This is a genomic window from Leeuwenhoekiella sp. NPDC079379, assembly GCF_044542075.1.
Classification (GTDB): Bacteria; Bacteroidota; Bacteroidia; order Flavobacteriales; family Flavobacteriaceae; genus Leeuwenhoekiella.
On sequence record NZ_JBITTU010000008.1, the window covers coordinates 157,060 to 180,048 of the forward strand.

The window sequence follows — 22,989 nt, forward strand, 5'->3', positions numbered from 1 at the left end:
AGAATATAAATAAATGGCACAACAGGAAGATCATTTTAAAAAGGTAATATCTCACGCTAAAGAATACGGATACATTTTTGGGAGCAGTGAAATTTATGATGGGTTAAGCGCGGTATATGACTACGGTCAGAACGGAGCAGAACTTAAGAAAAACATTAGAGATTACTGGTGGAAAAGTATGGTGCAAATGAATGAAAATATAGTAGGCCTTGATGCTTCTATTTTTATGCATCCTACTACGTGGAAGGCTTCAGGGCACGTTGAGGCATTTAACGACCCACTTATAGATAATAAAGATTCTAAAAAAAGATATAGAGCAGATGTTCTTATTGAAGACTATGCTGAAAAAATAAATCAGAAAGCAGAGAAAGAAATTGCAAAAGCAAAAAAGCGTTTTGGAGAGTCTTTTGATGAAGCCGAATTTGTAAGTACAAACCCAAGAGTTCTTAGATACCGAGAAGAGCAAGACACCATTCTTAAACGTATGGCGCGTTCTTTAGAGGCCGAAGATCTGGCTGATGTTAAAGCATTAATTGAAGAGCTAGGGATTGCAGATCCTGATACCGGTTCAAAAAACTGGACAGATGTGCGTCAATTCAACCTCATGTTTGGTACAAAATTAGGTGCTTCTGCAGAAACCGCAACAGATTTATACTTAAGACCGGAAACGGCTCAGGGTATTTTTGTTAACTTTTTAAATGTTCAGAAAAGCGGTAGAATGAAAATTCCTTTTGGGATTGCACAAACTGGTAAGGCATTTAGAAATGAGATTGTTGCAAGACAATTTATCTTTAGAATGCGTGAGTTTGAACAAATGGAAATGCAATTTTTTGTACGTCCCGGTGAAGAACTTAAGTGGTATGAACACTGGAAAGAAACACGCTTAAACTGGCATTTATCATTAGGATTAGGAAGAGAAAATTATCGTTTTCACGACCACGAGAAACTTGCTCATTATGCAAACGCGGCTGCGGATATCGAATTTAATTTCCCTTTTGGTTTTAAAGAATTAGAAGGAATACATAGTCGTACAGACTTTGACCTTAAAGCTCACGAAGAACATTCTGGCAAGAAGCTACAGTTTTTTGATCCTGAATTAAATGAAAACTACGTGCCTTATGTTGTTGAAACTTCAATAGGACTTGATCGTATGTTCTTAGCTGTATTCTCTCAGTCTCTTGAAGAAGAAGAATTAGAAAACGGTTCTACGCGTACGGTTTTAAAATTACCGGCAATATTAGCTCCTGTTAAGGCAGCTATTTTACCACTTGTTAAAAAAGACGGTCTACCCGAAGTGGCCCGTAAAATTATAGATGATCTTAAGTGGGATTTTAACGTTGCTTACGACGAGAAAGATGCTGTAGGTCGCAGATACCGCCGTCAGGATGCTGCAGGAACACCATTTTGTATAACTGTAGATCACGACACCTTAGAAGACCACAGCGTAACCATACGTGACCGGGATACTATGGAACAGAAACGAGTGAAAATTTCTGAATTAAATACAATACTTCACGATAAGATAGATTTTAAAAATTGGATGAAATCTTAGTCTCATCTAATATAATTTTATAAAAGCCCCTTAACGGGGCTTTTTTTAATCCGTATACTGGTAACTTTCGTACATTTATAGACCCTATTTATACGTTATGATAAAGATTTACAGGTTTTTATTTAAGAAGCAAGCCTATTTACTAATTCCGCTATTTAGCCTATTCTTTTTTGTTTCAGAATCCTTAAAAGCTCAAGAAATAGAAGGTCCGTCAACGATTAGGTCTATTCAATTTGTGAAAGAAGTGCCTGGTCTAACCTCTCAAATCGAAAAGGGAATTTTTCAAACTCCTTTAAAATCTACCGAAATTCAAGAAATAAACCCTAAAAGACGCACTACAAATCAAGTTGTTCCCGGTAAAGGTTTTCCAAAAGATGGGGATCCACTGCTCAAGACACAGAAAAGTAAAAGACCTACAAAATCTTATATTCCTGAACCTATACGAGTTTTTGAAGCCAATACCTCACGCTTCACACCTTCAGATCCTACAGGAGCAGTAGGCCCTAATCACTATGTAGCTGCCTGGAATGCCGGTTTTAAAATCTATGATAAACAAGGAAATCTTTTAGTAGATGAGGCTTCTTTGGGAACGCTGTTTGAAGGTAATACCGAAGGTGACCCTATTGTATTATATGACGCCCCTGCAGATCGCTTTATAATAACAGAGTTCGAGAAAGACAATAATTCAGGAGGGGTTAATGGTTTAAATATAGCAATCTGTAAAGGCCCAGACCCGGTTAATGACGGCTGGTATGTGTATACAGCAGGTTTTGAAACTGGCGAATTTCCTGATTATCCTAAATATTCTGTGTGGCACGACGGCTACTACATCACCTCAAATATTACTATAAATACAGACCGTCAGGGAAATCAAAGTGATGCCATATTTGTTATGGAACGCGAAAAAATGTTACAAGGTCTTACTAATGTTGGTTTTTTAGGCTTCAGTTTACCCACCCTGCAAACCAATGGTTTTTTCAGTCCGCAATTTTTTAATGTTAGTAGTCCGGAAGCTCCTGCAAGCGGGCCCGCAACGGTAGTTTATTTACAAGATGACTCCTGGTCTGGCGTTACCGACGATCACCTCAAATTATGGGATGTAAATGTTGATTGGACGACTCCTCAAAATTCGGCAATTTCACAACCCCGCATCATTACCGTTTCAGATTTCAACAGCGTATTTGATGGAGGCGCTTTTTCAAATCTTCCACAGCCCGCAGGACCAGATATTGATGCCTTGCAGGGGACAATAATGAATCAGGCTCAATTTAGAAAATTTCCTACCTATAATTCAGCTGTTTTCAACTTTGCTGTAAATGTCGCACCGGCCGGTCAGGAACAAGCCGGAATACGCTGGTACGAAATGAGACAGACCGGTGATGGACAGCCATGGACTGTTTTTCAGGAAGGCACCTATGTATCTCCTACCGGAAATAATGCTTTTGCAGCAAGTATGGCGATAGATTCACAAGGAACTATAGGGATGGGGTATACGACGGTAAGTACTAATACGCCTGTTACCATAAATTACACGGGACGCTATGCAAATGACCCGTTAGGACAAATGTCTGTTCCCGAAGCACTCATTAGAGCCAGTACAGGTGTTAGTGCTTCAGAACGCTATGCAGATTATACGCATCTGACAGTAGATCCTGTAGATGGAAATACATTTTGGTTCATTACAGAATATTTTAATGCAGAACGCAAAGATTTAGTTAGTGTGTTTAAACTTGCTCCAGATCTTGCAAATGATCTGCAGGTGGTTTCTATAGATACTCCTGAAGAAGGTACACTAACAAATGCGGAAACCATAACGGTGACTCTACGTAATGCAGGGACCGCTACACAATCTAATTTTCCAATATCTTTTAGTATTAATGGTGGTAGCATAATTACTGAAACCTTTACAGGGACACTTGCATTTAACGAATTTGCAGAATACACCTTTTCGCAAACCGCAGGTTTATCTATTATGGGTCAACGCTATACCATTACGGCTCAAACTGCTCTCGCTACAGATCAAGACACCTCAAATGATGCAGTGGATAAGGAGGTAGAACATTTATGGCAAAATGATTTAGGAGTAACTGCTTTGTTAAAACCACAATCGCAAACACGATTAGGGTCTAGTGAAAATATTACGATTGAAGTGACAAACTTTGGGACTGCCACTCAATCAAATTTTCCGGTATATTATGAGATAGATAATGGAACGCGTGTAACCGAAACTTTCACCGCATCAATTGCTGCAGAGTCTACGGCAAATTATACATTCACCGCATCAGAAGACTTTTCAGAATTACGCCCCTACACTATAAATTCTGGTACAAATTTAGCCACAGATAGTAATGCTACAAATAATAGTATTACTCAAGAAATTATAAGTTCATATTGTACTCCGATGGCAAACTGTACATTAGCAAATGATGGTATTACAAGTATAAGCTTAGAAGGGACAACTATAACTACTACGTGTACTTCAGACGGCTATAGCGACAACACAGATATTGTATTTGACCTTGATATACAGAGCAATCCTTATACAGGTCAATTGCAAGCTGGTTTTGAAAATACAGGATATGCTATTTTTATAGATTTAAATGACAATGGCACGTTTGAAGCCTCTGAGCTGGTTTCTAGTAGCACCATACCCTTAGCTAATAGAAATACACCATTTGAACTTGTACTGCCTTCAGGAATAAATTTAGGCACGTACAGAATGCGATTACGCAGTAAAGACAGTGAGTTTGGAGGTGACTTGCTTGATCCCTGTGATGATATTGCTTATGGTCGTATAACAGATGTGAGCGTTCGCATTTTCAATAGTCTTTCGGTTGAAGAAAATATATTTCCAGATGGAGACCTGGTCATTATAGAAACTGATAAAAATCAATTTCAAGTATCACTGAGCACAACAGAAGTTAGAGATAAAATGGCGGTTACTGTTTTTTCTATTTCGGGTCAAAAACTTGCAGAAAACTGGATTAAAAATGAATATGGAAGCTTTAAATATGATCTCGATATGTCATACGCCGCAAGTGGAGTTTATATTGTACGTATAGGCAATAGCAAAGGCGGGCAATCTAAAAAAATTATTGTGCGTTAAAAAAAGGCGCGTAACTGCACAGTTCCTGTATGTATTGTCTTTGAGGTTTCACTTTTTCTTCCAAAATATGCCACGTTTAGATCTAAGAACTTTGTAATTCTCTTTTGTGCTAATGCCGTCCACGTAAAATTTGCACCCGGCTGTAAGCCTTCAAGCATTAAATACGCTACAGGAGAAAATGCGCTCCCGCTAAATGCGTTACTTATGTATTTTGCCTCTGCATTTAGTGAGACTTTTTCGGTGTTGCTGTATGAGAAGGAAAGACCTAAATCTTGTTGCTTTAAAAATTCTTGTTCTCCCAGTGTATTTTCTTTAGTTGCAATACCGTAGAAAGCCTCGATTCTAGAATTATCACTAAATAAGTAAGCTATTTTAGGATTTACAGCTACGCTGGAAACATCAAAGTTACGCTGTTCAAAATTTGCTGAAGTACTCGCGTTTGACCCCAGATCTGCCTTTAAATTAAACAGGTAACTCGCTTTAACTTTATGTAGAAAATTTAATTGATGACTGCGTAATTCATTAGTTTGCAATCCTAACGAAACTAAATTACGCGTTGTATTTGCCAGATAAGTGTAACTGGTAGTATAATTCTGTTTTCCTCTATTAAAAAATAGGGTGTTTCTAAAGTTAAGATTTAACCCTAAAGCGTCTTCCCGCTCATTAAACGGGTTTAAATCAAAAGAATCTCCCGCTCTCAAAATCTTCTGGTCTATTAAGTAACTTGTCTGATTATAAAAATGAGAAGCAAACTTTTTAATACCATTTTTACCGCTCCATTGTTGAAAATCTAAGGTTAGTAACTGACTAAATTTATTTTGATGCGTTTTTATAAAAATCTGATTGGGGAGTAATACTTTTATAAAATCTGCCTCATCTTTAAATTGTGCGATTTCAAACTCCTGAAGTTGTTGTATTGCATCACCATTGTAATCATTCCACGTGTAAACCCCTTGTCCCTCATCAACTTTTACATAGGTAAATTCTTGCTGTGGCAGTGTACCACTGCTGGTTTCAAAAACCGTATTTAAGCGCATAATATTTTTAAAAAGACGCTGATCAAAAAGTAATCTTGAATTTAAAGACCGCTCTGTCTCTTTAGTTTCTTCAGAAAAAACCAGATGCCTATAGTTTACAAAAAGTCCCAAAGACGTGGTTTTCGATTTTATCAATTGTGATTTTAAGTAGTAGGTATTACTGTGATTTACACGCGCTAAACCAGTGCCACGCAAACTGTCGTTAACCCGGTGTCTAAAACCTAATTCAACAAAGACCTGAGTACTGTCCCCGCGTCCCACAAAAGCCTCATACGACTGAAATCGCTGACTTAAAGGATCTAATCTCCCCGTTAGCGTTTGTGAACTTACATTGTTTTCTGCCCTTAATTTTGCACCAACCCATGACTTTTTGCGACCGTAAATCGCAGTACTATTCAGTCTAAAAAATTCGGTTTTTGAGGTATCTGCTTCGGTCTTCAGGTAACTGGCGTTTAAAAAAGTGCGTAAGTTTTTATGCTTATAATGAGAAACAATACTATTTCGGTTTCCTGTATATATATTTGAATAGCTGAGATTTTCAAACCGGTAATCTAGAAAGCCTCGCGCAGAATCTCTTAGCTGTAAACCCGTTGTAATTAAAGTTTGGTTTCCTTGAGGGAATACTGGCAAATTCCAATCTCTATTAAATTCAATTGCATACGTACGCTCTATATTTTCAAAGTCATCTTGTATATAATCTAGTGTTGCAAAGGCATCTAAAGATTTTGCTGAATTATTACCCACTATATGTTGTCGCACATCAAGTTTACCGGCAAAACCGGTATTATTACTATCATTTAGATCTGAAAATAAATTAAGATCCCGCTTACTGCCTGCCCCCTCAAAAGAAATCGCTGTTTTCTCTAAAGCCTTATAAGAGCCTTGCACAACTGCCATCTGTAATTGTGTTGGGGCAAAAAGACGCACTACGGGAGCAAAGTCACCTTGTGAAACCCCATTTACAGGAGCTATATATTCATAAATACGATTAATCGCTGTAGCCGTACTTAGCAGGTAATCTCCCTCATTTGGCCCTACTTGCGTAAACCGCACATTAAACAAAGCCTCCTCAGGATTGTTCGAAAAAATAAAAATCTCCTTTCCGTTACGGGTTTCCTTCCGATATAAAATTTTATTCTCGTTATAGGTTTCGGGGTTAACACCAGGAGCAAACATTTGAGATGTGTCATCACCTGCACGCTGCAATACTGCTACTTGATCTGCATTCAAATTTTGTAAAAGAGGTTGGTTTTTAGCATCACTTTCAGAATACACGTGCGCGTTTAACGATAAGCGATTGTCATCTGTTTTATGAGCGCCTCCTGCATATGCTATGATACGTGTAAAATTTTGCTCACTGTATTGATATTCTACCGAAATACGCATCTCACTCGTAATAGGAAAAGTAGGATTAAAGCGCAATTCACCGGCATTGTAGTCTATCACATAATCTGCTGTCTCACCGCGCTTCAGCAATATACCATTTACAAAAACGCGCTCGCTACCGCTTACAATAAGCACATATAATTCCCCATTGGGACCCGTTAATTTATAAGGTCCTTGATTACCTTCCTGTCCCGTAAATCGACTCTGTGTAAATACTCCACGTACCAATGCAGCGTTCGCAAATACATCTGTTTCGGTTGTGGGTTGATTTAAAGTTCCGCGAAGCGAAAGCCCTTGTACTTTTTTTGAAAACCGTCCAAAATAAGAAGTGGTGTTTTCTAAATTAATATCACCTGCCCGTATGCTCCAGTTATCGCTATAAAGCTCAATAAATATCTGGTCAAACTCATCTAGGCGCTGTGAATAGCCGCCATCTTGCTGCGGAATATTAGCATCCTGTAATGATGCTCTCAAGGAAACACGATCACTCAGTTTACCGGTAATCTGAAGATCTAACTCGCTGTTTAAAGTGCTGTTCTGGTTGTTGCCGGCAGTAACGCCACGTACTAAACTTCCCGACACATCAAGGCCGTCAAAAGGTATTATTTCTTGCTTTGAATTTTCTTTTTTAAGCGCATATACTTTTTCCAGATTTCCAGAACTACTAATAATCAGATCTGGGTCATATTCAAAATAACGCTTTGTTAAAAATTCTGGATATGCTTTGTATTGTATGCGTATAGAATCTGCTAAGTTTTCTTTCTGCTTTAAAACAAGCAAAGAAGTACTAAAATCTATGGTATATGCTGTGCTGTCTATTAACTTTCCGTCTAGGCTAGTAACTCTAAACAATGCCGGATTTATACTTACTGAATCAACAAGTATCGTATCGCGTATTGCCAACGTTTTGTCCTTGATTTCTACAAAACCGCGATCCTGAGCAAAACCGCTTAAGCACAGAGAGAATAGTATTATACAGGCAAGGTTGCGCATCGGCTATAAAACTACATGAAAAAGAACAAAACAAACCCGCGTTCTTATCTTTGAATAGGGCTAATACTGTCTGATGTAATCTTACAATTGAAAATAGATTAAACCTAAATAATTAACTTCGCCCTAAATACAAAACACACGCATGAAAATCATAACCTACAATGTAAACGGAATACGCGCAGCAATTAAAAAAGGCCTTCTAGACTGGATTAAACAAGCAGATCCTGATGTATTGTTATTACAAGAAACCAAAGCGAATAAAGAGCAGGTAGAAATAGACTTTCTTAAAGAGACCGGCTATCATGATTACTGGTTTAGCGCACAGAAAAAAGGATATAGTGGCGTTGCAATACTTACTAAAAAAGAACCCGACAATGTTGTTCACGGCACCGGCATTGATTATATGGATTTTGAAGGGCGTAATTTACGTGTAGATTTTGGTGACCTTAGCATTATGAGTATGTATCTGCCCAGCGGTACAAATGCAGATAGACTTGAGCATAAGTTTAAGTATATGGCAGATTTTCAAAAGTATGCAGATGAGCTGCGCAAAACACGCCCTAATTTAGTAATTGGCGGTGATTACAATATTTGTCATGAGCCTATAGACATTCACGACCCGGTACGTCTTAAAAATGTAAGCGGCTTTTTACCTGTAGAATGTGAGTGGATGAGCGGCCTGATAAACAGTGGCTTCATAGACAGTTTTAGACATCTTAATGCAGATGTAGAACAATACAGCTGGTGGAGTTATCGTGCAAATGCACGCGCTAACAATAAAGGTTGGCGTCTTGATTACAATATGGTAAGTGAGCCACTACAAAATGCGATTTCTAGGGCGGTAATTTTACCCGAAGCAAAACACAGTGACCACTGCCCTGCCCTATTAGAATTAGACCATACGGGAATGCAATTCAATTAGGTATAGCACCAATAAATTAAAGACACCTGCGTTACTAAAAAAACAACTTAATCAATTTATAATTATGCTAAAAAAGTTTTGCTTTATTCTGTTTAGCGCTGCTACACTTACATCATGTGTCTCTGCAAAAGTTTACAAAGATCTAGAAGCGCGCTATGCCGGTCTAAAAGCCGAAAACCAGGATTTAGATAGAGATCTTGCTACTTCAAACCGATTGAAAAATCAGTTTGAGACCGAATCTTCCCGTTTACGTGAAGAACTTGAAAGTGCTACAACAGAACGTGACCAACTTGCAAGCCAGTATGCAGCTGCCAAGAGCAATCTTGAAAATTTACAAAAATCCTACGATGCCTTAGAAGCGAACAGCTCAAAAAGTCTTGCTGAGAATTCTAAGAAAAACAGAGAATTATTAAGTGAACTTGATGAAAAGCAACTAGCTCTGGCAACAGAACAGGCTCGTCTTGAAAAACTTCAACGCGATCTTGCAGAACGTTCACAACGAGTAGATGAACTTGAGTCTATGATTGCTTCTAAAGATGCAAAAATGCGTGCATTGAAAGATGCGATATCAAAGGCTCTTGTAGACTTTGAAGGAAAAGGCTTAACAGTAGAACAGCGCAATGGTAAGGTCTATATTTCATTAGAAAACAAATTACTTTTTGACAGCGGTAGCTGGACGGTAGGAGCTAATGGTCGCAAAGCCGTGCAGCAGTTAGGTTCTGTACTTGCAGACAATTCTGAAATTGCCGTGCTTATAGAAGGTCACACAGACAATGTACCGTATGGTGGTAGTGGCACTATAAACAACAACTGGGATTTATCTACAAAACGAGCAACAGCAATCGTTGAAATTTTGAGTCAGAATTCTGCTATTAATCCGCAAAACTTAACGGCTGCAGGTCGTGGAGAATATGCGCCCGTAGCGCCCAATACTACCGCAGAAGGGAAAGCAAAAAATCGAAGAATCGAAGTTATTCTAACACCTCAACTTGACGAGGTGACAAAATTGCTTAACGAGATCTAGATTTTATTTAAAAACGCGCTGATAGCTGATAGTATTGACTTGAAGCTTTTAAAGCTTACAAGGATCTCAAATTTTATGCTGTAAATCACAAAGCGTATTCTTTGGTTTCAGTAAATACATAAAACTTAAAATGCCCGTAAATACGGGCATTTTGCTTTTATATAATATTGCTATATTTTATTTGTACATAAAACTGCGTAGTTTATATAAATGTAAGTCTAGCGTACTGCGTAGTGCAATTAACAAATCTTGCGTAACCGGATCTTTCTTTCCAGTTATTTCAATTCGCTCTTCTAAACGATCTGACATTGTTTTATACCGTTGCGCTAATTGTTTTACAACCTCATAGTCATTTACAAATTGATCTGTTACAGGTCCTAAATTTGCATTTTGACCTGCTTGTATGGGTCTTCCGTCTGCACAGGGAAACCTATTGCAAGCTTGCGCTCCGCTACGTCATCTATATATACTGAAAGCTGCCCGTAAAAACTATCTAATAATTCGTGAATACTTATAAATTGAGGACCTCTCAGATTCCAATGTGCCTGATGCACTGCGTGCGATTGATCTATAAGTTCATACAAGGTACTCTGCAAGGCTGTAGCTGAGGGTTCTGCCTGTTCATTTGTAATAGATACTAGATTAGCTGTTACATTATCTTTGTAATCAGAGTTTTGAGCAAAAACTCCCGCTGTAAGGAGTAGCGCGAGCATAGAAGTTTGTAATTTTTTCATAGTTTTTTCTTTTTTTCCTAAAATTACCTGAAATCAATAGAAATCAGGATTAAGGTTAACTGAAAGCATTTATAAAGTTTGTTAAAGAGTAATAATTCATTCGCTATTAATTTCTTAAAATTTTTCACAAAAATTAACTCTTAAAAACACGCTTTTTTACTTTTACCAGATTCAAAAAAATAAATACTATGCGCTACACAACCCTCCCAGATACCGCTATAAAAGTGAGCAAGATATGCTTAGGAACGATGACGTACGGTCAACAAAATACTGAGGCTGAAGGTCATGCACAACTTGATTACGCTATTGAGCAAGGAGTTAATTTTATTGATACGGCAGAATTATATAGTGTTCCTGCTAAGCCTGAAACGCAGGGAAGCACAGAGCGTATTATTGGGTCATGGTTAGCTAAAAGAGGAAAACGTGATGATCTGATTATCGCATCTAAAATTGCGGGACCTGCAGCAATGTCTAAACACATTCGCACCGGTGGCTTTAAAAAAGCAGAATTTAAAGATGCCATTCATAAAAGTTTAAAGCGTCTACAGACAGATTATCTTGATTTATATCAACTGCACTGGCCAGAACGCAATACTAATTACTTCGGAAAGCTGGGTTACACGCACGATGAGAGTGAAAAATGGCAGGATAATTTTGCTGAAATTCTTGAAGGACTACAGGATTTTGTAAAAGAAGGATTGATAAGACATATAGGTGTAAGTAACGAAACACCTTACGGGTTGTCTCGATATCTAGAAGAAGCCCGTAAAGGATTGCCTAAAATGATAACGGTTCAAAACCCCTACAATTTATTAAACCGAAAAGATGAAGTAGGATTAACAGAACTCTTACACCGCGAAGAAGTAGGACTACTGGCATATTCACCGCTTGGTTTTGGCACACTTTCCGGGAAATATATTAAGGGTACAGCAGATGATGGTTCTCGGGTGAATCAATTTCCGCAGTATAATAGATACTCAAATGATAATGCAGTAGCAGCAACTAAGCAGTATATAGCAATTGCAGAGAAACACGGTTTGTCAATTACCCAACTTGCACTGGCTTTTGTAACAGACCGGCCGTTTATGACGGCAAATATCATAGGTGCTACCTCATTAGAGCAGCTTAAAGAAAATATAGGTAGTATTAACGTCTCTCTTTCTGAAGAAATTTTAGAAGAGATAGAAATGGTACATAAGGCAATACCAAACCCCGCTCCTTAAATTCAATTTATAAAAATAGATATAACCAGATCTCAAAAGGATCTGGTTTTTTTATTCATACAATCTTAGTCGGTTTTGTGTTGCATTAAGCTGATTTCTGAGGTTATCTACCGTATCTAAAAGATTTAGAATCACATCAATTCCTTCCATATTAATGTGCAAGTCTTCAGAAATACGCACGATTTTCTCAAATGTGGGTATGCTCTCTTGATGTAGGCAGTTTGTATGCTCTATACTCACAATTTGAAGCACACCTTTATCGTGTAATTCTTCAAAAAAGGTTTGCGTTATGCAATAATGCTTGCAAAGTTCGGGAACGGGTATATATTCTGAATGGCTCATGAGGATTGTAATTTTGAGAGTTCTTCAAATAGTTCTATTTCTTTTTCCGAAAGATCTGTGGGTACTTTAATAGCATAGGTTATAAATAGGTCTCCAAATTGATTTTCCTTTTTATAAACAGGAAAACCTTTGCCTTTTAATTTAACCTGCGTATCGCTTTGAGTGCCCGCAGCAACTTTTAATTTTGCTTTCCCGTCAAACGTGTCTACGATAAGTTCACCGCCTAAAATTGCAGTATATAAATCAAGATCTACCGTTTTATATAAGTTTGCTTTATCTCGCTTGAAAGCAGAATTATTTGCAATTGAGAATTGAAGCAGCAAATCACCTTTTGGTCCTCCATTTACACCTTCACCACCATAGCCTTTTATTTTTATGGTTTGCCCATTTTCTACCCCCGCAGGTATGGTAAGGCGTATAGTTTTACCATTAATGGTAATGGTGCGTTTTTCGGTTTTAAAAACCTCTTCGAGGTTTAACTGAAGTGTTGCATTAAAATCCTGACCTCTATACTGCGCAGCACGTCCTCCACGAGAACCGCCTGCCCCGCCAAACATAGACCCAAAAAAGTCTGAAAAATCACCCGCATCATAGCCTCCGCTATATTGTGCTCTTCCGCCGCCAGGATTGCCATACGCTCGCTGTTGACGTTCGGCATTTTCATAAGCATCAGCGTGTTGCCAGTTTTTACCGTACTTATCGTATTTTTTTCGGTTTTCTGGATTTCCTAAAACTTCGTTTGCCTCATTTAACTGCTTAAATTTTTCTTCGGCTTCTGCGTTTCCCGGGTTAACATCAGGATGGTATTTACGCGCCATCTTGCGATATGCTTTTTTGATATCTGCTTCGGTAGCCGTTTTATCTATACCTAAAACTTTATAATAATCGATGTATGCCATTGAGAAGTTACTTAAGTTGTGTTTTATTTAAATCTTCTATTCAATAGCAAAGAATTAAACAATTCACTTCACATTAAAATTAAGGAGATTTATAGTAAAGACACGATAAGATAATTCTAAATTTTAGTTAAGTAACATGTCTTCAAGATCTGTGTAAGTTACGCTTTCGCGGAAGCAAAAACTATCCTAAACTATTTAGATAAAAAGCCAGAATGAGACCTATTGCAGTCGCAATACCTGCCCAATAACTGTCTTCTTTATACGCCTTAGGAAAGACTTCAATAGCCAATGAAGCTACTACCGCGCCACCGGCAAAGCAACGTATGTATGCCAGTAAAGAGTCAGATACATCAGCGAGTAGTAGATTTCCTAAAAATGCAGCCAGTGATAAAATTAAGGCTGTAGCTGCCCAGAGCGTAAGTACTTTCTTTTTTGAAGCCCCGTTTTGAGTCATTTCTTTGGCGCCGCCGGCTGCTTCAGGCAAATTAGAGAGAAATATTGAGCCAGACAGTGCTGCTATGGTAAGTGGGTCTGCACCTATTAAGGCAACACCTAACGCCAAATTCTCAGGAATACCATCTAGCGTAATTGCAGCTAAAAGTCCGCCGCCACTGTTTGAACCCCATTTTTGTTTAACGAGATAATCAAGACCTGTAAAAACCAGAGCACCTGCAAAAACGATGCTCAATGCAATACCTATGGAGGATTTTTCCATCGCCGGATTAATCAATTCCAGCACTGCAGAAACAATAAGGGCACCACCTGCCAAAGCAACCAGAAAGCCTTCTGTAGTTTTTGATAACGAACCATAAATTCCCCAAACAGCTCCCAGCAGAAGCGCTCCGGAAACTACCGCGATTACAATTAAGGTCATCAACATAAGCTTCGGTTTATCTTAAACAGCTGTGCTGATTTTTGATTGAATGGGTTATTTTATACCTAATAACTCTACATCAAAAATGAGCATTACATACGGTGGAATATCTTCTCCTGCACCGCTTACGCCATATGCCAGTTCTGCAGGAATATACAGTTGATATTTAGAACCTACTTTCATAAGCTGCAAAGCTTCTGTCCATCCTTTTATTACCTGCCCTACTCCTAAAACAATAGGTTCTCCCCTTTTGTAAGAGCTGTCAAATACGGTTCCGTCTAGCAAGCGTCCTTCATAATGCACCTCAACCTTATCTGAAGCGCCAGGAACAACTCCTGACCCCTCTTTTAATACTTTATACTGCAAACCACTTTCAGTCGCTGTAATACCCTCTTTAGTCTTATTGAGTGTCAGGAAATCTGTTTCTTCTTTTTTGTTTTTAACTTCTACAGCTTCCCGTTGTATTTCTTTTAAAGAACGCAGTTCAGCCTGAAATCTTCCCATAATGTCTCTGATTTCATTTTCTGAAAGCGCAAGCGTGTCATTGAGACCTTCTTTTAAGCCGTTTTCATACTGCTTCAGATTAAAAATAGAATCCTGCGACTTGCCAAACATACCTTTAAACTGCTTTGCTGTTGAAGCACCCATCGCGTAAGAAACCGAATCTTTAAAGGATGTAAACTTAGCAACCGGCGCTACCGGTTTTGCCATTACAACTTCTTTAGGAGTAGAGCAGTTTATAAAGCATAACGTTAAGGGTATGAGGTATAGCGCATTTTTAAATTGCATGGTATAGATTTTAAGCTTGTGATTTATTAAAACAAAAAAAAAGGCACTGTAGTTTACAGTGCCTTTCAAAATTATGCTTTTCTTTTTTATTCTTTTACTACTTCTAGTAACTCAACATCAAAAATTAATGGCTCACCAGGTCCAATGTTAGGCTGTGATCCGCGCTCGCCGTATGCTAAAGCTGAAGGAATATACAATTGATATTTTGCTCCTTCTTTCATAAGTTGTAATGCTTCTGTCCACCCTGCAATTACCTGAGTTACGCCAAAAGTTACCGGCTCTCCACGCTCATAAGAGCTGTCAAAAACAGTACCGTCTAGCAATTTACCTTCGTAATTAACACTAACTCTATCTTCTGCTGTAGGAGTTGCTCCTGTACCTTCAGTTAATACTTTATATTGCAGACCGCTCGCTGTTGTTACAACACCTTCTTTCTTAGCATTTTCAGCTAAAAACTCATCTTCTTTTTTCTTATTATCTGCAGCTTTAGTAGCCATTTCAGCATCTTGCTTCTTCTTTAATTCTGCTTGAAAACGCGTCATTAAACTTTGCATTTCAGCCTGAGAAAATTCAATACTATCTGTAAAACCTTTACGTACTCCCTGCTCGTAAACATCTAAATCAAAAAGATCACCAGCGTCATCACCAAGAGCCTGCTTAAATTGAGCTCCGGTATTACCACCTATCATATACGATATTGAGTCTTTAAAAGTCTTAAGCTCTACATCTCCAGAGCCTTTTTTTGAATCATCACAATTAACCAGTGTTAATGCTACCGGCAATGCAAGAAATAATCTATTAAATTTCATTTTATATTTTTTAAAAAATTCAGTTGCAAATAACGTGATATTCTAACAGCTATAAAAATCTTTACCCCTCATTCTTTACATCTGTATTTATTTAGCTTACAAAGGCGCTGTAGCCTGTAATTGCTCTACCTACAATTAAAGAATTAATTTCTTTAGTGCCTTCATAACTGTAAATTGCCTCTGCGTCTGCTACAAATCGCGCAACATCATACTCCAGTAAAATACCATTACCACCCATAACTTCGCGAGCTCTGCTCACCACATCACGCGTACGCATAGAACAAAATACTTTTGCTAGAGAAGCGTGCTCATCTTTTAACTGACCAGCATCCTGCATCTCGCTAAGGCGAAAACACATGGTTTGCATTGCTGTAAGATTAGAAACCATTTCTACCAGGTGATTCTGAATTAATTGAAAACTAGCAATAGGACGGCCAAACTGCTCTCGCTTCTTAGTATATTTTAAGGCAGCCTCGTACGCACCGCGTGCGCAACCTACCGCTTGCCACGCCACTCCTGCGCGCGTCATTTGCAATACTTTTGCGGTGTCTTTAAACGATTCTGCATTTTGTAAACGATCACTTTCGGGCACTCGACAATCTGTTAGTGTGATTAATGCATTTTGTACGGTACGTAATGCCATTTTATCCTGCATTTTTTCGGCTTTAAAACCCGGATTTTCTTTTCGCACGATAAAGCCTTTTACCCGGTCTGTAGCTTCGTCTCGCGCCCAGATGATAGTTATATCTGAAAACGTGGCATTACCTATCCATTTTTTCTGGCCGTTAAGCACCCATTCTTCTCCTTCTTTACGACAAGTAGTTCCCATACCGCCTGCAACGGCAGAACCCACTTCAGGCTCCGTAAGGCCAAATGCTCCTATTTTTTCAAATTTTTGCATTTTAGGAAGCCATTCTTGTTTTTGTTCTTCGCTACCGCAGAGGTAGATTGAGCCCATCGCAAGGCCGCTATGCACCCCAAAAAACGTAGAAATAGAAACATCTACACGAGCTAGCTCCATTGCCAGAATTCCTTCCATTAAGAAAGATTGACCTGGGCAACCATATCCTTTGTAGGCGATACCTGCTAGCCCAAGCTCAGCAAATTTAGGAATTATATGATGTGGAAATTCAGCTCTGTTCCAGAAATCATTAGCGATGGGTTTAACCTCATCTTCCATAAAATTGCGCATCTTCATCTGCATCTCGCGCTCTTCTGGAGTTAATTTTAGAGCCATATTGTAAAAGTCCCCATCTACAGGAGGTAATTTGCGCTGGCCTTTTTTTGCCTGTGAAGTTAACATCTTCATCAAGCCTTTTAGCTGTCTATCGTCAAGATTACCTACAGCGCTCATCACCTGCGAGAGATCTACTTTCTCAGATAATTTTGCGAGAGCATCTAAATCAACCGATTTTAATAAGCCTATTGTATTTTTTACTTTTCCAAATAACGACATCGTTTGCGATTTTTTAATTTTCAGCTTAAAAATAACGACGATTGATCCTTTTATAGCCAAAAAACTGTTAATAAGAAGCAGTTATTTTGAGATTTTAAAGTGGTCTTACTAAACTTTGATGAATGTATGCCCGCTTTGCACCCTGAGTTGAGATATGTAACCAATCGTTGACAACTCCTAAAACCTGAATGGTATCGTTTCGGTTTAAAACGCCTATTTTTTTTGCTTTCGCGGAAGCGGAATTTCTCAAATTAGCCACGTTGTTTTTAATCAAATAGTCTAATGGTGCATCAGTATCTACATCAGCAGCTTTCAAAACGGACTCTTGTTTTAAAAACGAAAGCGGATTAATTGCTCCTGTGCCTCTGCCATAAATACCAAAATGCAAATGAGGTGGAGTCGTTCTTGCATTACCGGTGTTTCCTACTAATCCTAAGGTGTCACCTATTTTTACACGCTGCCCGTCTCGTGCGATTATACTATCTAGATGCGCATAATACAGCGAATTACCAAACAAACCTTCTCGCAACCACACCTGTTTACCGCCTAATCCCCTATTTCCGGTTCTGCCCACAATACCGTCTACACTTGCAAGTACAGGAGTCCCGCGATCTGCAAAAATGTCTACGCCTTCGTGACTGCGCCTACCGCCATCACGCGATGCTCCCCAATAACTTTGTATGGCCTTTTCTGAAATACCCGCTACGGGGAAACTATAGGCCGGTGTACTAGAAAGACTAAATGTGAATGTTGATTGTGCTCCTAATTGAGGCTGAACCACAATTTTATAATCTCCTTCTTTTTTTGTTGAAAAGCGCAACTTTTTAGAATTGTATTCTGCCTGCTCAATTAAATTGAAATGTGCTAAACTATCTGAAGTTTTCTCATAGAGGTCAATAAATACTAACGGATTTAACGTGTCTGTCTGCAACTCAAACGTATAGCTACGCCCACGTTCTAACCGAAGATCATAACTATAAACCGGAAATCGTTCTGGGTTGAATCTCCCTGATTCTAAGTAAGGTGATGCTATGGTTAAACTATCTTTTAAAGCATTTGTAAACGCCGTTTTCCATAGGGTGTATGGTAGTGAGTCTGTCTTAAAGTTGCGGGCATAAATCTCCCGGGCAGTAGGTTGTGTAATAAAATCTGTTGCCTTAGTAAGCTTATCGCAAGACACCATAAGCAATATAAAAGCACAGCCGACAAATCGAAGGAATAGGTTTTTCATTTTCTGTTTTATAGCAGACTATTATGTACAGAAATTATGCCAGTACGTAAATTTAAAACAGAGACAGTTGCCCCGGCCTGTATTGCTCAAACAAGTCGCAGTTAAGCGGTTCTTTCTCGCGACCTTTAAGATATTTTTTACGACCTAATTCCATTTGTGCCTGTATCTGGTTTGCAAACTCTCCGCTACCCTTCATTCTCCTTCCATATTGCGAATCGTTGAGATTTCCGCCGTGACACGCCGCTATTTGATTGAGTACTTTATCTGCGCGGTCTGGCATTGCAGAGCGTATCCACTTTTCAAAAATAACGCCTATAGCCCCATTTAAACGCACTACGGTATACCCCACCGAACTTGCGCCGTGGTCTGCTGCCGCCTTGATAAGTGGTAAAACCTCATGGCTATTTATTCCCGGAATAATAGGAGCTGTCATCACCCGTACCGGCACGCCCATATCGGTAAGTTTTCTAACCGTCTCTAATCGTTTTTTAACACTTGCCGTACGCGGCTCGAGTAAACGTCTGGTCTTTTCTTCGAGCGACGTTATAGACATATTTACGTGTATCAAATTATACGCGGCAAGTTCTTTAAGAATATCAAAATCCCGCTGAATGAGCGCATTTTTAGTAATAATCCCCACAGGATGCCGGTATTTTAGAAAGGTCTCAAGCAGACTTCGAGTGATTTTAAATTGTTTTTCTGCTGGCTGGTAACAGTCTGTATTACCCGATAAGACGATGGGAGTCGCTTTCCACGATTTTTTAGTGAGGTGTTTTTCGAGTAAACGTACCGCATTGCGCTTCACTAAAATACGGCTTTCAAAATCCAGACCGGCGCTATACCCCCAATATTCGTGTGAGTTGCGCGCATAACAATACACACAACCGTGCTCGCAGCCCTGGTACGGATTTAAAGAATATCCCATTCCCACGTCTGGACTTTCAACTTTATTTACAATCGTTTTTGGGAATGTATCTATAAAAAGCGTTTTTAAATTTTGAGGTTCGTCACCTTCCTGATTGCAGTGATTTAAAAAATCATCCCGCATCTCGTGGCTGTGTACCGAAAATCTATTGGTAACGTTTTGCTGCGCCCCTCTGCCTTTTAAATGTTCTCCCGGAATTTGCATAAATAGGATTTATTACAAATATATGGAATATTTCCTAATTATAAATTTCGAAAACGCACAAAAAGTGGGGCAGGGATGCTCGGTTTGTTTTTAAAGTTCACAATGACGTTAAATAAGGAGTATAAGTCCATTTTAAAGAGACTTCATTCTGCTAATTTACAAACGATATAAAACTAGGAAACCGCTCTTGAGCGGCTTAAATAAGGGAGATTTTATAAGAATTAGAGACTTGTGCAACGGTTACCATTGTTAGCAAACGTATTTTAATCCATTTCATTTTCTTCAATTTCAATCGGTTTTGGTGGTGGATCCATATATTCAAGTCTATATTTTTCCATTTCTTTAGGATACAACTCAAACATAATCCTTTGATAACGCTCAATATTGAATCCACGATTCCCAAGACCAGTTGTTCTCAATAAAATTGTGTCTTTTTCTTTTGGGTTAGTTATTACAAAAAATGGACTGCTAATTTTTTCTTGATAGTTAATATCAAAATCAGTCATCATTTTTTCCAAATTCAGAGAGTCATTTTTTAATTCATAAACTACTTTATTAAAATGAACAGGTTTATCGTCCATAACACGTTTTTCCATTAATTGAAGAAAAACACTGTCATTTGATTTTGTGATTTGTAATTGGTCATATTCACTCCACATACACATTGATAAAACAACTCCGATATTCAAAGTATCATAATTTTCCATTTGAGTTGTAAATTCAGAGTAATCTTGAGCAACTTTAAATTCGGATTTTTTCGGTTCAACTTTCTGTTCACAACCAAAAATTAGGACTGTAAAAACTAAAATTAATATGTTGAACTTTTCGTTTTTCATATGTTTACTAACGTGATTGTATAAGGAAAGTTGCGTGTTTGTGTGCGAGGATTTTCCGAAGGAAAATCAGAAGCTAGCAAACGAGTAACTAACTTTGATTTAGCTAAAACTAGCAATTTTTTTTATACGGTGTTAGCCACAGTAATTTACTCAAATTCTATTACTTTCTTTGGTCCGATTAAGTATATCTTCACTCGTTTATTATATTCTTTACGATAAATATCGAGTTGTTCATTCATAAATTCATTTGCGCTTTCAAATATTTCTTCTGTTCGAGCTGAGGCTATAATGAAACACTCGTTTTTCGGTGCTTTAATCAGTAATCTCGTTTTCGCAAAATCTTTTGCTATTTTAGGAATATCCGTTGGATATCTGAAATATTTTAATTCGATAACCAAAGCTTCGTCATCGTATTTATATCCCTTTCTGTTTAATTCAGGGTCATACGTTATTTGCAATTTGTCTTTGTCAAAAGCAGTCACGTCAACATAATAAGTCTTATTTGTCTCATAAGTGTCGTACCAAGGTGATTCCGTATTTACTGTTATATTGCTGTCAAATTTCTCCTTGATTTTGTTACTGAAAGCAACTTTAAAATCACTCTCGGTGAGAAAAGTAATTTCTTTTAATATAAATAATTCAGCGACTTCGTCTTTTGCTATTATGACTTTTTCTGTGAACATTGTTTTTCTCTTATTGTGGCTAACTCCTTATATCCAAACAAATATACTTTTTTACAAAAGCGATTAACGGGATATCAAAACTTTTTTACACTGATTATCAGGGCCTTTTTTTAAATAGAAAAACCGCTAAAAAGCGGTTCAACGGAATGTGATTTCTATAATTTAAAGGCTTGTGCAACGGTTACCGTTGTTGCCTGCAGTTATTTTTCTTTTTTTCTCATTTGCGCTTTATAGTAAGCTGCCCACATTATTAATATTATCCCTAAAGAACTAAATAATATACCTGAAGTTTTGTTAGTAAAATACAATGCATAAAATAATGCTCCGACCGCTGCAATCGTCATAATTATTAACACGTAAAACATCAATTTGTACTCAAACATCGATTTTTTCCTAACGATTTCTAAATTGTTTTCATTCTTGTAATTTGATATGTTGGACTCAAAATAATCTGTAAACTCTTCAAATGAAGATGCGTCACAAAAGTTGTCATTGGCAGTAATTTGATGCTTTTTGCCACTCTTTAATTTCACTTTAAAAATTACCCCATTGTAGTGATCAATCTTATAATTTTCAATTTCATTCAAATCAATAGTCAACATTTCGGTGTCAAGCTTAAGAAAAAGAACTCCATTTTTAATTTGTCCTTTTCCAAACCTTTTTATGTTTTTCTTGAAAATAAAGAATATGATTACAGGAATGGAAAAACTCAAAACAAGAGTTATATCAGTTTTGTCAAGAAGATTTGTAAAAACCAAAATCAATAAGATTAGTGAGCCAAAACATATTCCAAGAAGTCCGAGAGTATATTTTATACTGGTATAGGTAAAATCTTGTTCTGTTATTGATTTGTTGTCAATTACTTTCAATTGTGGTGGTTTTAGGTAATTCATAGCCATAGGAGAATCAATATTTTAGATTCGAAACATTCTCGGTTCGACAATTGTTACAAATGACTGGTGTTTTTTTTTGTTCTATTGACATTTTTTTTTGTCTAATGTGTTAGAACGTTTATGTGTAAGGAACGTTGCGTGTTTGTTTGCGAGGATTTTTCGAAGGAAAATCAGAAGCTAGCAAAAGTGCAACTACCTTTGTTTAAGCACTAATTTAGCAGTTTTTTATTCAGTTTGTTTTTTCCGATTCATAAATTCAGTCAGTTTTTGTTTAATCAGCTTTGATTCTTCATAGGTAACTCTTAATTTATCTAAAGGAAATGAAAATTTTTGATTTTGGTCAATCACTTCGAGCGTGGTTTTATTTCCGTTATAATTCAGAGATTCAATTCCGATAAAAATCCGTTCAATATAGATTTTGTTCCGAACGATTAGAATTATTCTATTTTCGGTCAGAATTAGAGAATCATTTTTTTTTCTTGTCAGGAAATATAACGCAGAAATAACAGAAACCATATTACTAAAAATAGATTCAAAAAAAGACTGCTCAGATTTCTTTTCCAAGAGTATAATTCCAGATTCAGTTTTCAGAATATTATTGATTTCTTTTTTCGTCATTTTGAGTTTTTCTCAAATGTTTGCCAACGTGTTTGTGTATGGCTCGTTGCGGGAAATCAGCTATGATTTTCCGCCGTAACCGAAAGATAGCAAATTGCAATGAATTCCGATTAGGAATTCAGCCGCAATGAGCTATACACTGTGTTGTACCACGTATTTTTTAGGAAACCCAAGTTCCTTTGATTTTGTCAATTTTCCAATTTCCGTTTTCGTCTTTTCGAATAAAAATTCGACAGCCACCTCCATTCAGACGACCTTTTACGAAACCAGCATTCAAAACTCCGAATGTTTTTGTTTCGTCAAATAAAATTCGAGTAAATGACATTGAACCTCGAAAGTTGAAATCGTATTTAGTTGTCTGTAGGCTTCCCTAAAAACAGGACAGTTGTTAATTCGAATTTACTAATTTTAAATTCACACTGTCACGATGAAAAACAGCAAATTTAGCGAGAG

The 22,989-nt window shown here is 37.7% G+C and carries 20 protein-coding genes; 5 read left to right on the forward strand and 15 right to left on the reverse strand.

Going from position 1 to position 22,989, the window contains the following annotated elements:
• The first annotated feature begins 13 nt into the window (after positions 1-13).
• The gene (locus tag ACIGAM_RS14945; RefSeq protein WP_396512275.1) at positions 14-1,552 is read left to right on the forward strand and encodes a glycine--tRNA ligase; all 1,539 of its coding nucleotides are present in this window, start codon (positions 14-16) and stop codon (positions 1,550-1,552) included.
• Positions 1,553-1,649: 97 nt separating this feature from the next.
• A complete protein-coding gene (locus ACIGAM_RS14950) occupies positions 1,650-4,658 on the forward strand; it encodes a GEVED domain-containing protein (protein ID WP_396512276.1) in 3,009 nt (1,002 codons plus the stop codon).
• On the opposite strand, the gene ACIGAM_RS14955 is transcribed toward ACIGAM_RS14950, so the two are convergent.
• Positions 4,655-8,074: a hypothetical protein gene (locus ACIGAM_RS14955; protein ID WP_396512277.1), complete on the reverse strand. Its 3,420-nt coding sequence runs from the start codon at positions 8,072-8,074 to the stop codon at positions 4,655-4,657. The two genes, ACIGAM_RS14950 and ACIGAM_RS14955, sit on opposite strands and share 4 nt — an antisense overlap.
• A gap of 142 nt (positions 8,075-8,216) precedes the next feature.
• On the opposite strand from ACIGAM_RS14955, the gene ACIGAM_RS14960 reads away from it, so the two are divergent.
• On the forward strand, positions 8,217-8,996 hold the full coding sequence (locus ACIGAM_RS14960) for an exodeoxyribonuclease III (protein WP_396512278.1): 780 nt from the start codon (positions 8,217-8,219) through the stop codon (positions 8,994-8,996).
• A 64-nt stretch (positions 8,997-9,060) separates the two neighbouring features.
• Complete coding sequence (locus ACIGAM_RS14965; RefSeq protein WP_396512279.1) at positions 9,061-10,020, forward strand: OmpA family protein; 960 nt, start codon at positions 9,061-9,063, stop codon at positions 10,018-10,020.
• A gap of 177 nt (positions 10,021-10,197) precedes the next feature.
• Here the strand turns inward: ACIGAM_RS14965 and ACIGAM_RS14970 are convergent, their stop codons facing one another.
• Both ACIGAM_RS14970 and ACIGAM_RS14975 read right to left on the reverse strand, forming a co-directional pair.
• Complete coding sequence (locus ACIGAM_RS14970) at positions 10,198-10,425, reverse strand: ferritin-like domain-containing protein (protein ID WP_396512297.1); 228 nt, start codon at positions 10,423-10,425, stop codon at positions 10,198-10,200.
• On the reverse strand, positions 10,398-10,754 hold the full coding sequence (locus ACIGAM_RS14975) for a Dps family protein (RefSeq protein WP_396512280.1): 357 nt from the start codon (positions 10,752-10,754) through the stop codon (positions 10,398-10,400). Before ACIGAM_RS14975 ends, ACIGAM_RS14970 begins: the two co-directional genes overlap by 28 nt.
• Before the next feature lie 188 nt (positions 10,755-10,942).
• On the opposite strand from ACIGAM_RS14975, the gene ACIGAM_RS14980 reads away from it, so the two are divergent.
• Positions 10,943-11,977, forward strand: a complete 1,035-nt coding sequence (locus ACIGAM_RS14980) for an NADP(H)-dependent aldo-keto reductase (protein ID WP_396512281.1) — start codon at positions 10,943-10,945, stop codon at positions 11,975-11,977.
• A gap of 51 nt (positions 11,978-12,028) precedes the next feature.
• On the opposite strand, the gene ACIGAM_RS14985 is transcribed toward ACIGAM_RS14980, so the two are convergent.
• The 12 genes from ACIGAM_RS14985 to ACIGAM_RS15040 form a co-directional block, all read right to left on the reverse strand.
• On the reverse strand, positions 12,029-12,319 hold the full coding sequence (locus ACIGAM_RS14985; protein WP_396512282.1) for a chaperone modulator CbpM: 291 nt from the start codon (positions 12,317-12,319) through the stop codon (positions 12,029-12,031).
• The gene (locus tag ACIGAM_RS14990; RefSeq protein ID WP_396512283.1) at positions 12,316-13,218 is read right to left on the reverse strand and encodes a DnaJ C-terminal domain-containing protein; all 903 of its coding nucleotides are present in this window, start codon (positions 13,216-13,218) and stop codon (positions 12,316-12,318) included. The genes ACIGAM_RS14985 and ACIGAM_RS14990 overlap by 4 nt, the downstream gene beginning before the upstream one ends.
• A gap of 181 nt (positions 13,219-13,399) precedes the next feature.
• Positions 13,400-14,098, reverse strand: coding sequence for a ZIP family metal transporter (locus tag ACIGAM_RS14995; RefSeq protein WP_396512284.1), 699 nt, complete (start codon positions 14,096-14,098; stop codon positions 13,400-13,402).
• Positions 14,099-14,146: 48 nt separating this feature from the next.
• Complete coding sequence (locus ACIGAM_RS15000; RefSeq protein ID WP_396512285.1) at positions 14,147-14,881, reverse strand: FKBP-type peptidyl-prolyl cis-trans isomerase; 735 nt, start codon at positions 14,879-14,881, stop codon at positions 14,147-14,149.
• An 86-nt stretch (positions 14,882-14,967) separates the two neighbouring features.
• Positions 14,968-15,690: an FKBP-type peptidyl-prolyl cis-trans isomerase gene (locus tag ACIGAM_RS15005; RefSeq protein ID WP_028377191.1), complete on the reverse strand. Its 723-nt coding sequence runs from the start codon at positions 15,688-15,690 to the stop codon at positions 14,968-14,970.
• Between the two features lie 91 nt (positions 15,691-15,781).
• The gene (locus ACIGAM_RS15010; RefSeq protein ID WP_396512286.1) at positions 15,782-17,146 is read right to left on the reverse strand and encodes an acyl-CoA dehydrogenase family protein; all 1,365 of its coding nucleotides are present in this window, start codon (positions 17,144-17,146) and stop codon (positions 15,782-15,784) included.
• A gap of 94 nt (positions 17,147-17,240) precedes the next feature.
• Positions 17,241-18,377 carry a peptidoglycan DD-metalloendopeptidase family protein gene (locus tag ACIGAM_RS15015; protein ID WP_396512287.1) on the reverse strand — a complete coding sequence of 379 codons (1,137 nt, stop codon included), beginning with the start codon at positions 18,375-18,377 and terminating at the stop codon, positions 17,241-17,243.
• A 52-nt stretch (positions 18,378-18,429) separates the two neighbouring features.
• Positions 18,430-19,506 (reverse strand): PA0069 family radical SAM protein, encoded by a 1,077-nt coding sequence (locus ACIGAM_RS15020; RefSeq protein ID WP_396512288.1) that lies wholly within the window; start codon positions 19,504-19,506, stop codon positions 18,430-18,432.
• Between the two features lie 263 nt (positions 19,507-19,769).
• Entirely contained in the window at positions 19,770-20,342 is a 573-nt protein-coding gene (locus ACIGAM_RS15025) for a hypothetical protein (RefSeq protein WP_396512289.1), read from the reverse strand.
• 146 nt (positions 20,343-20,488) lie between these two features.
• The gene (locus ACIGAM_RS15030; RefSeq protein WP_396512290.1) at positions 20,489-21,025 is read right to left on the reverse strand and encodes a hypothetical protein; all 537 of its coding nucleotides are present in this window, start codon (positions 21,023-21,025) and stop codon (positions 20,489-20,491) included.
• A gap of 200 nt (positions 21,026-21,225) precedes the next feature.
• Positions 21,226-21,924 carry a hypothetical protein gene (locus tag ACIGAM_RS15035; RefSeq protein WP_396512291.1) on the reverse strand — a complete coding sequence of 233 codons (699 nt, stop codon included), beginning with the start codon at positions 21,922-21,924 and terminating at the stop codon, positions 21,226-21,228.
• Positions 21,925-22,143: 219 nt separating this feature from the next.
• Positions 22,144-22,536, reverse strand: a complete 393-nt coding sequence (locus ACIGAM_RS15040) for a hypothetical protein (RefSeq protein WP_396512292.1) — start codon at positions 22,534-22,536, stop codon at positions 22,144-22,146.
• Positions 22,537-22,989 lie beyond the last annotated feature (453 nt).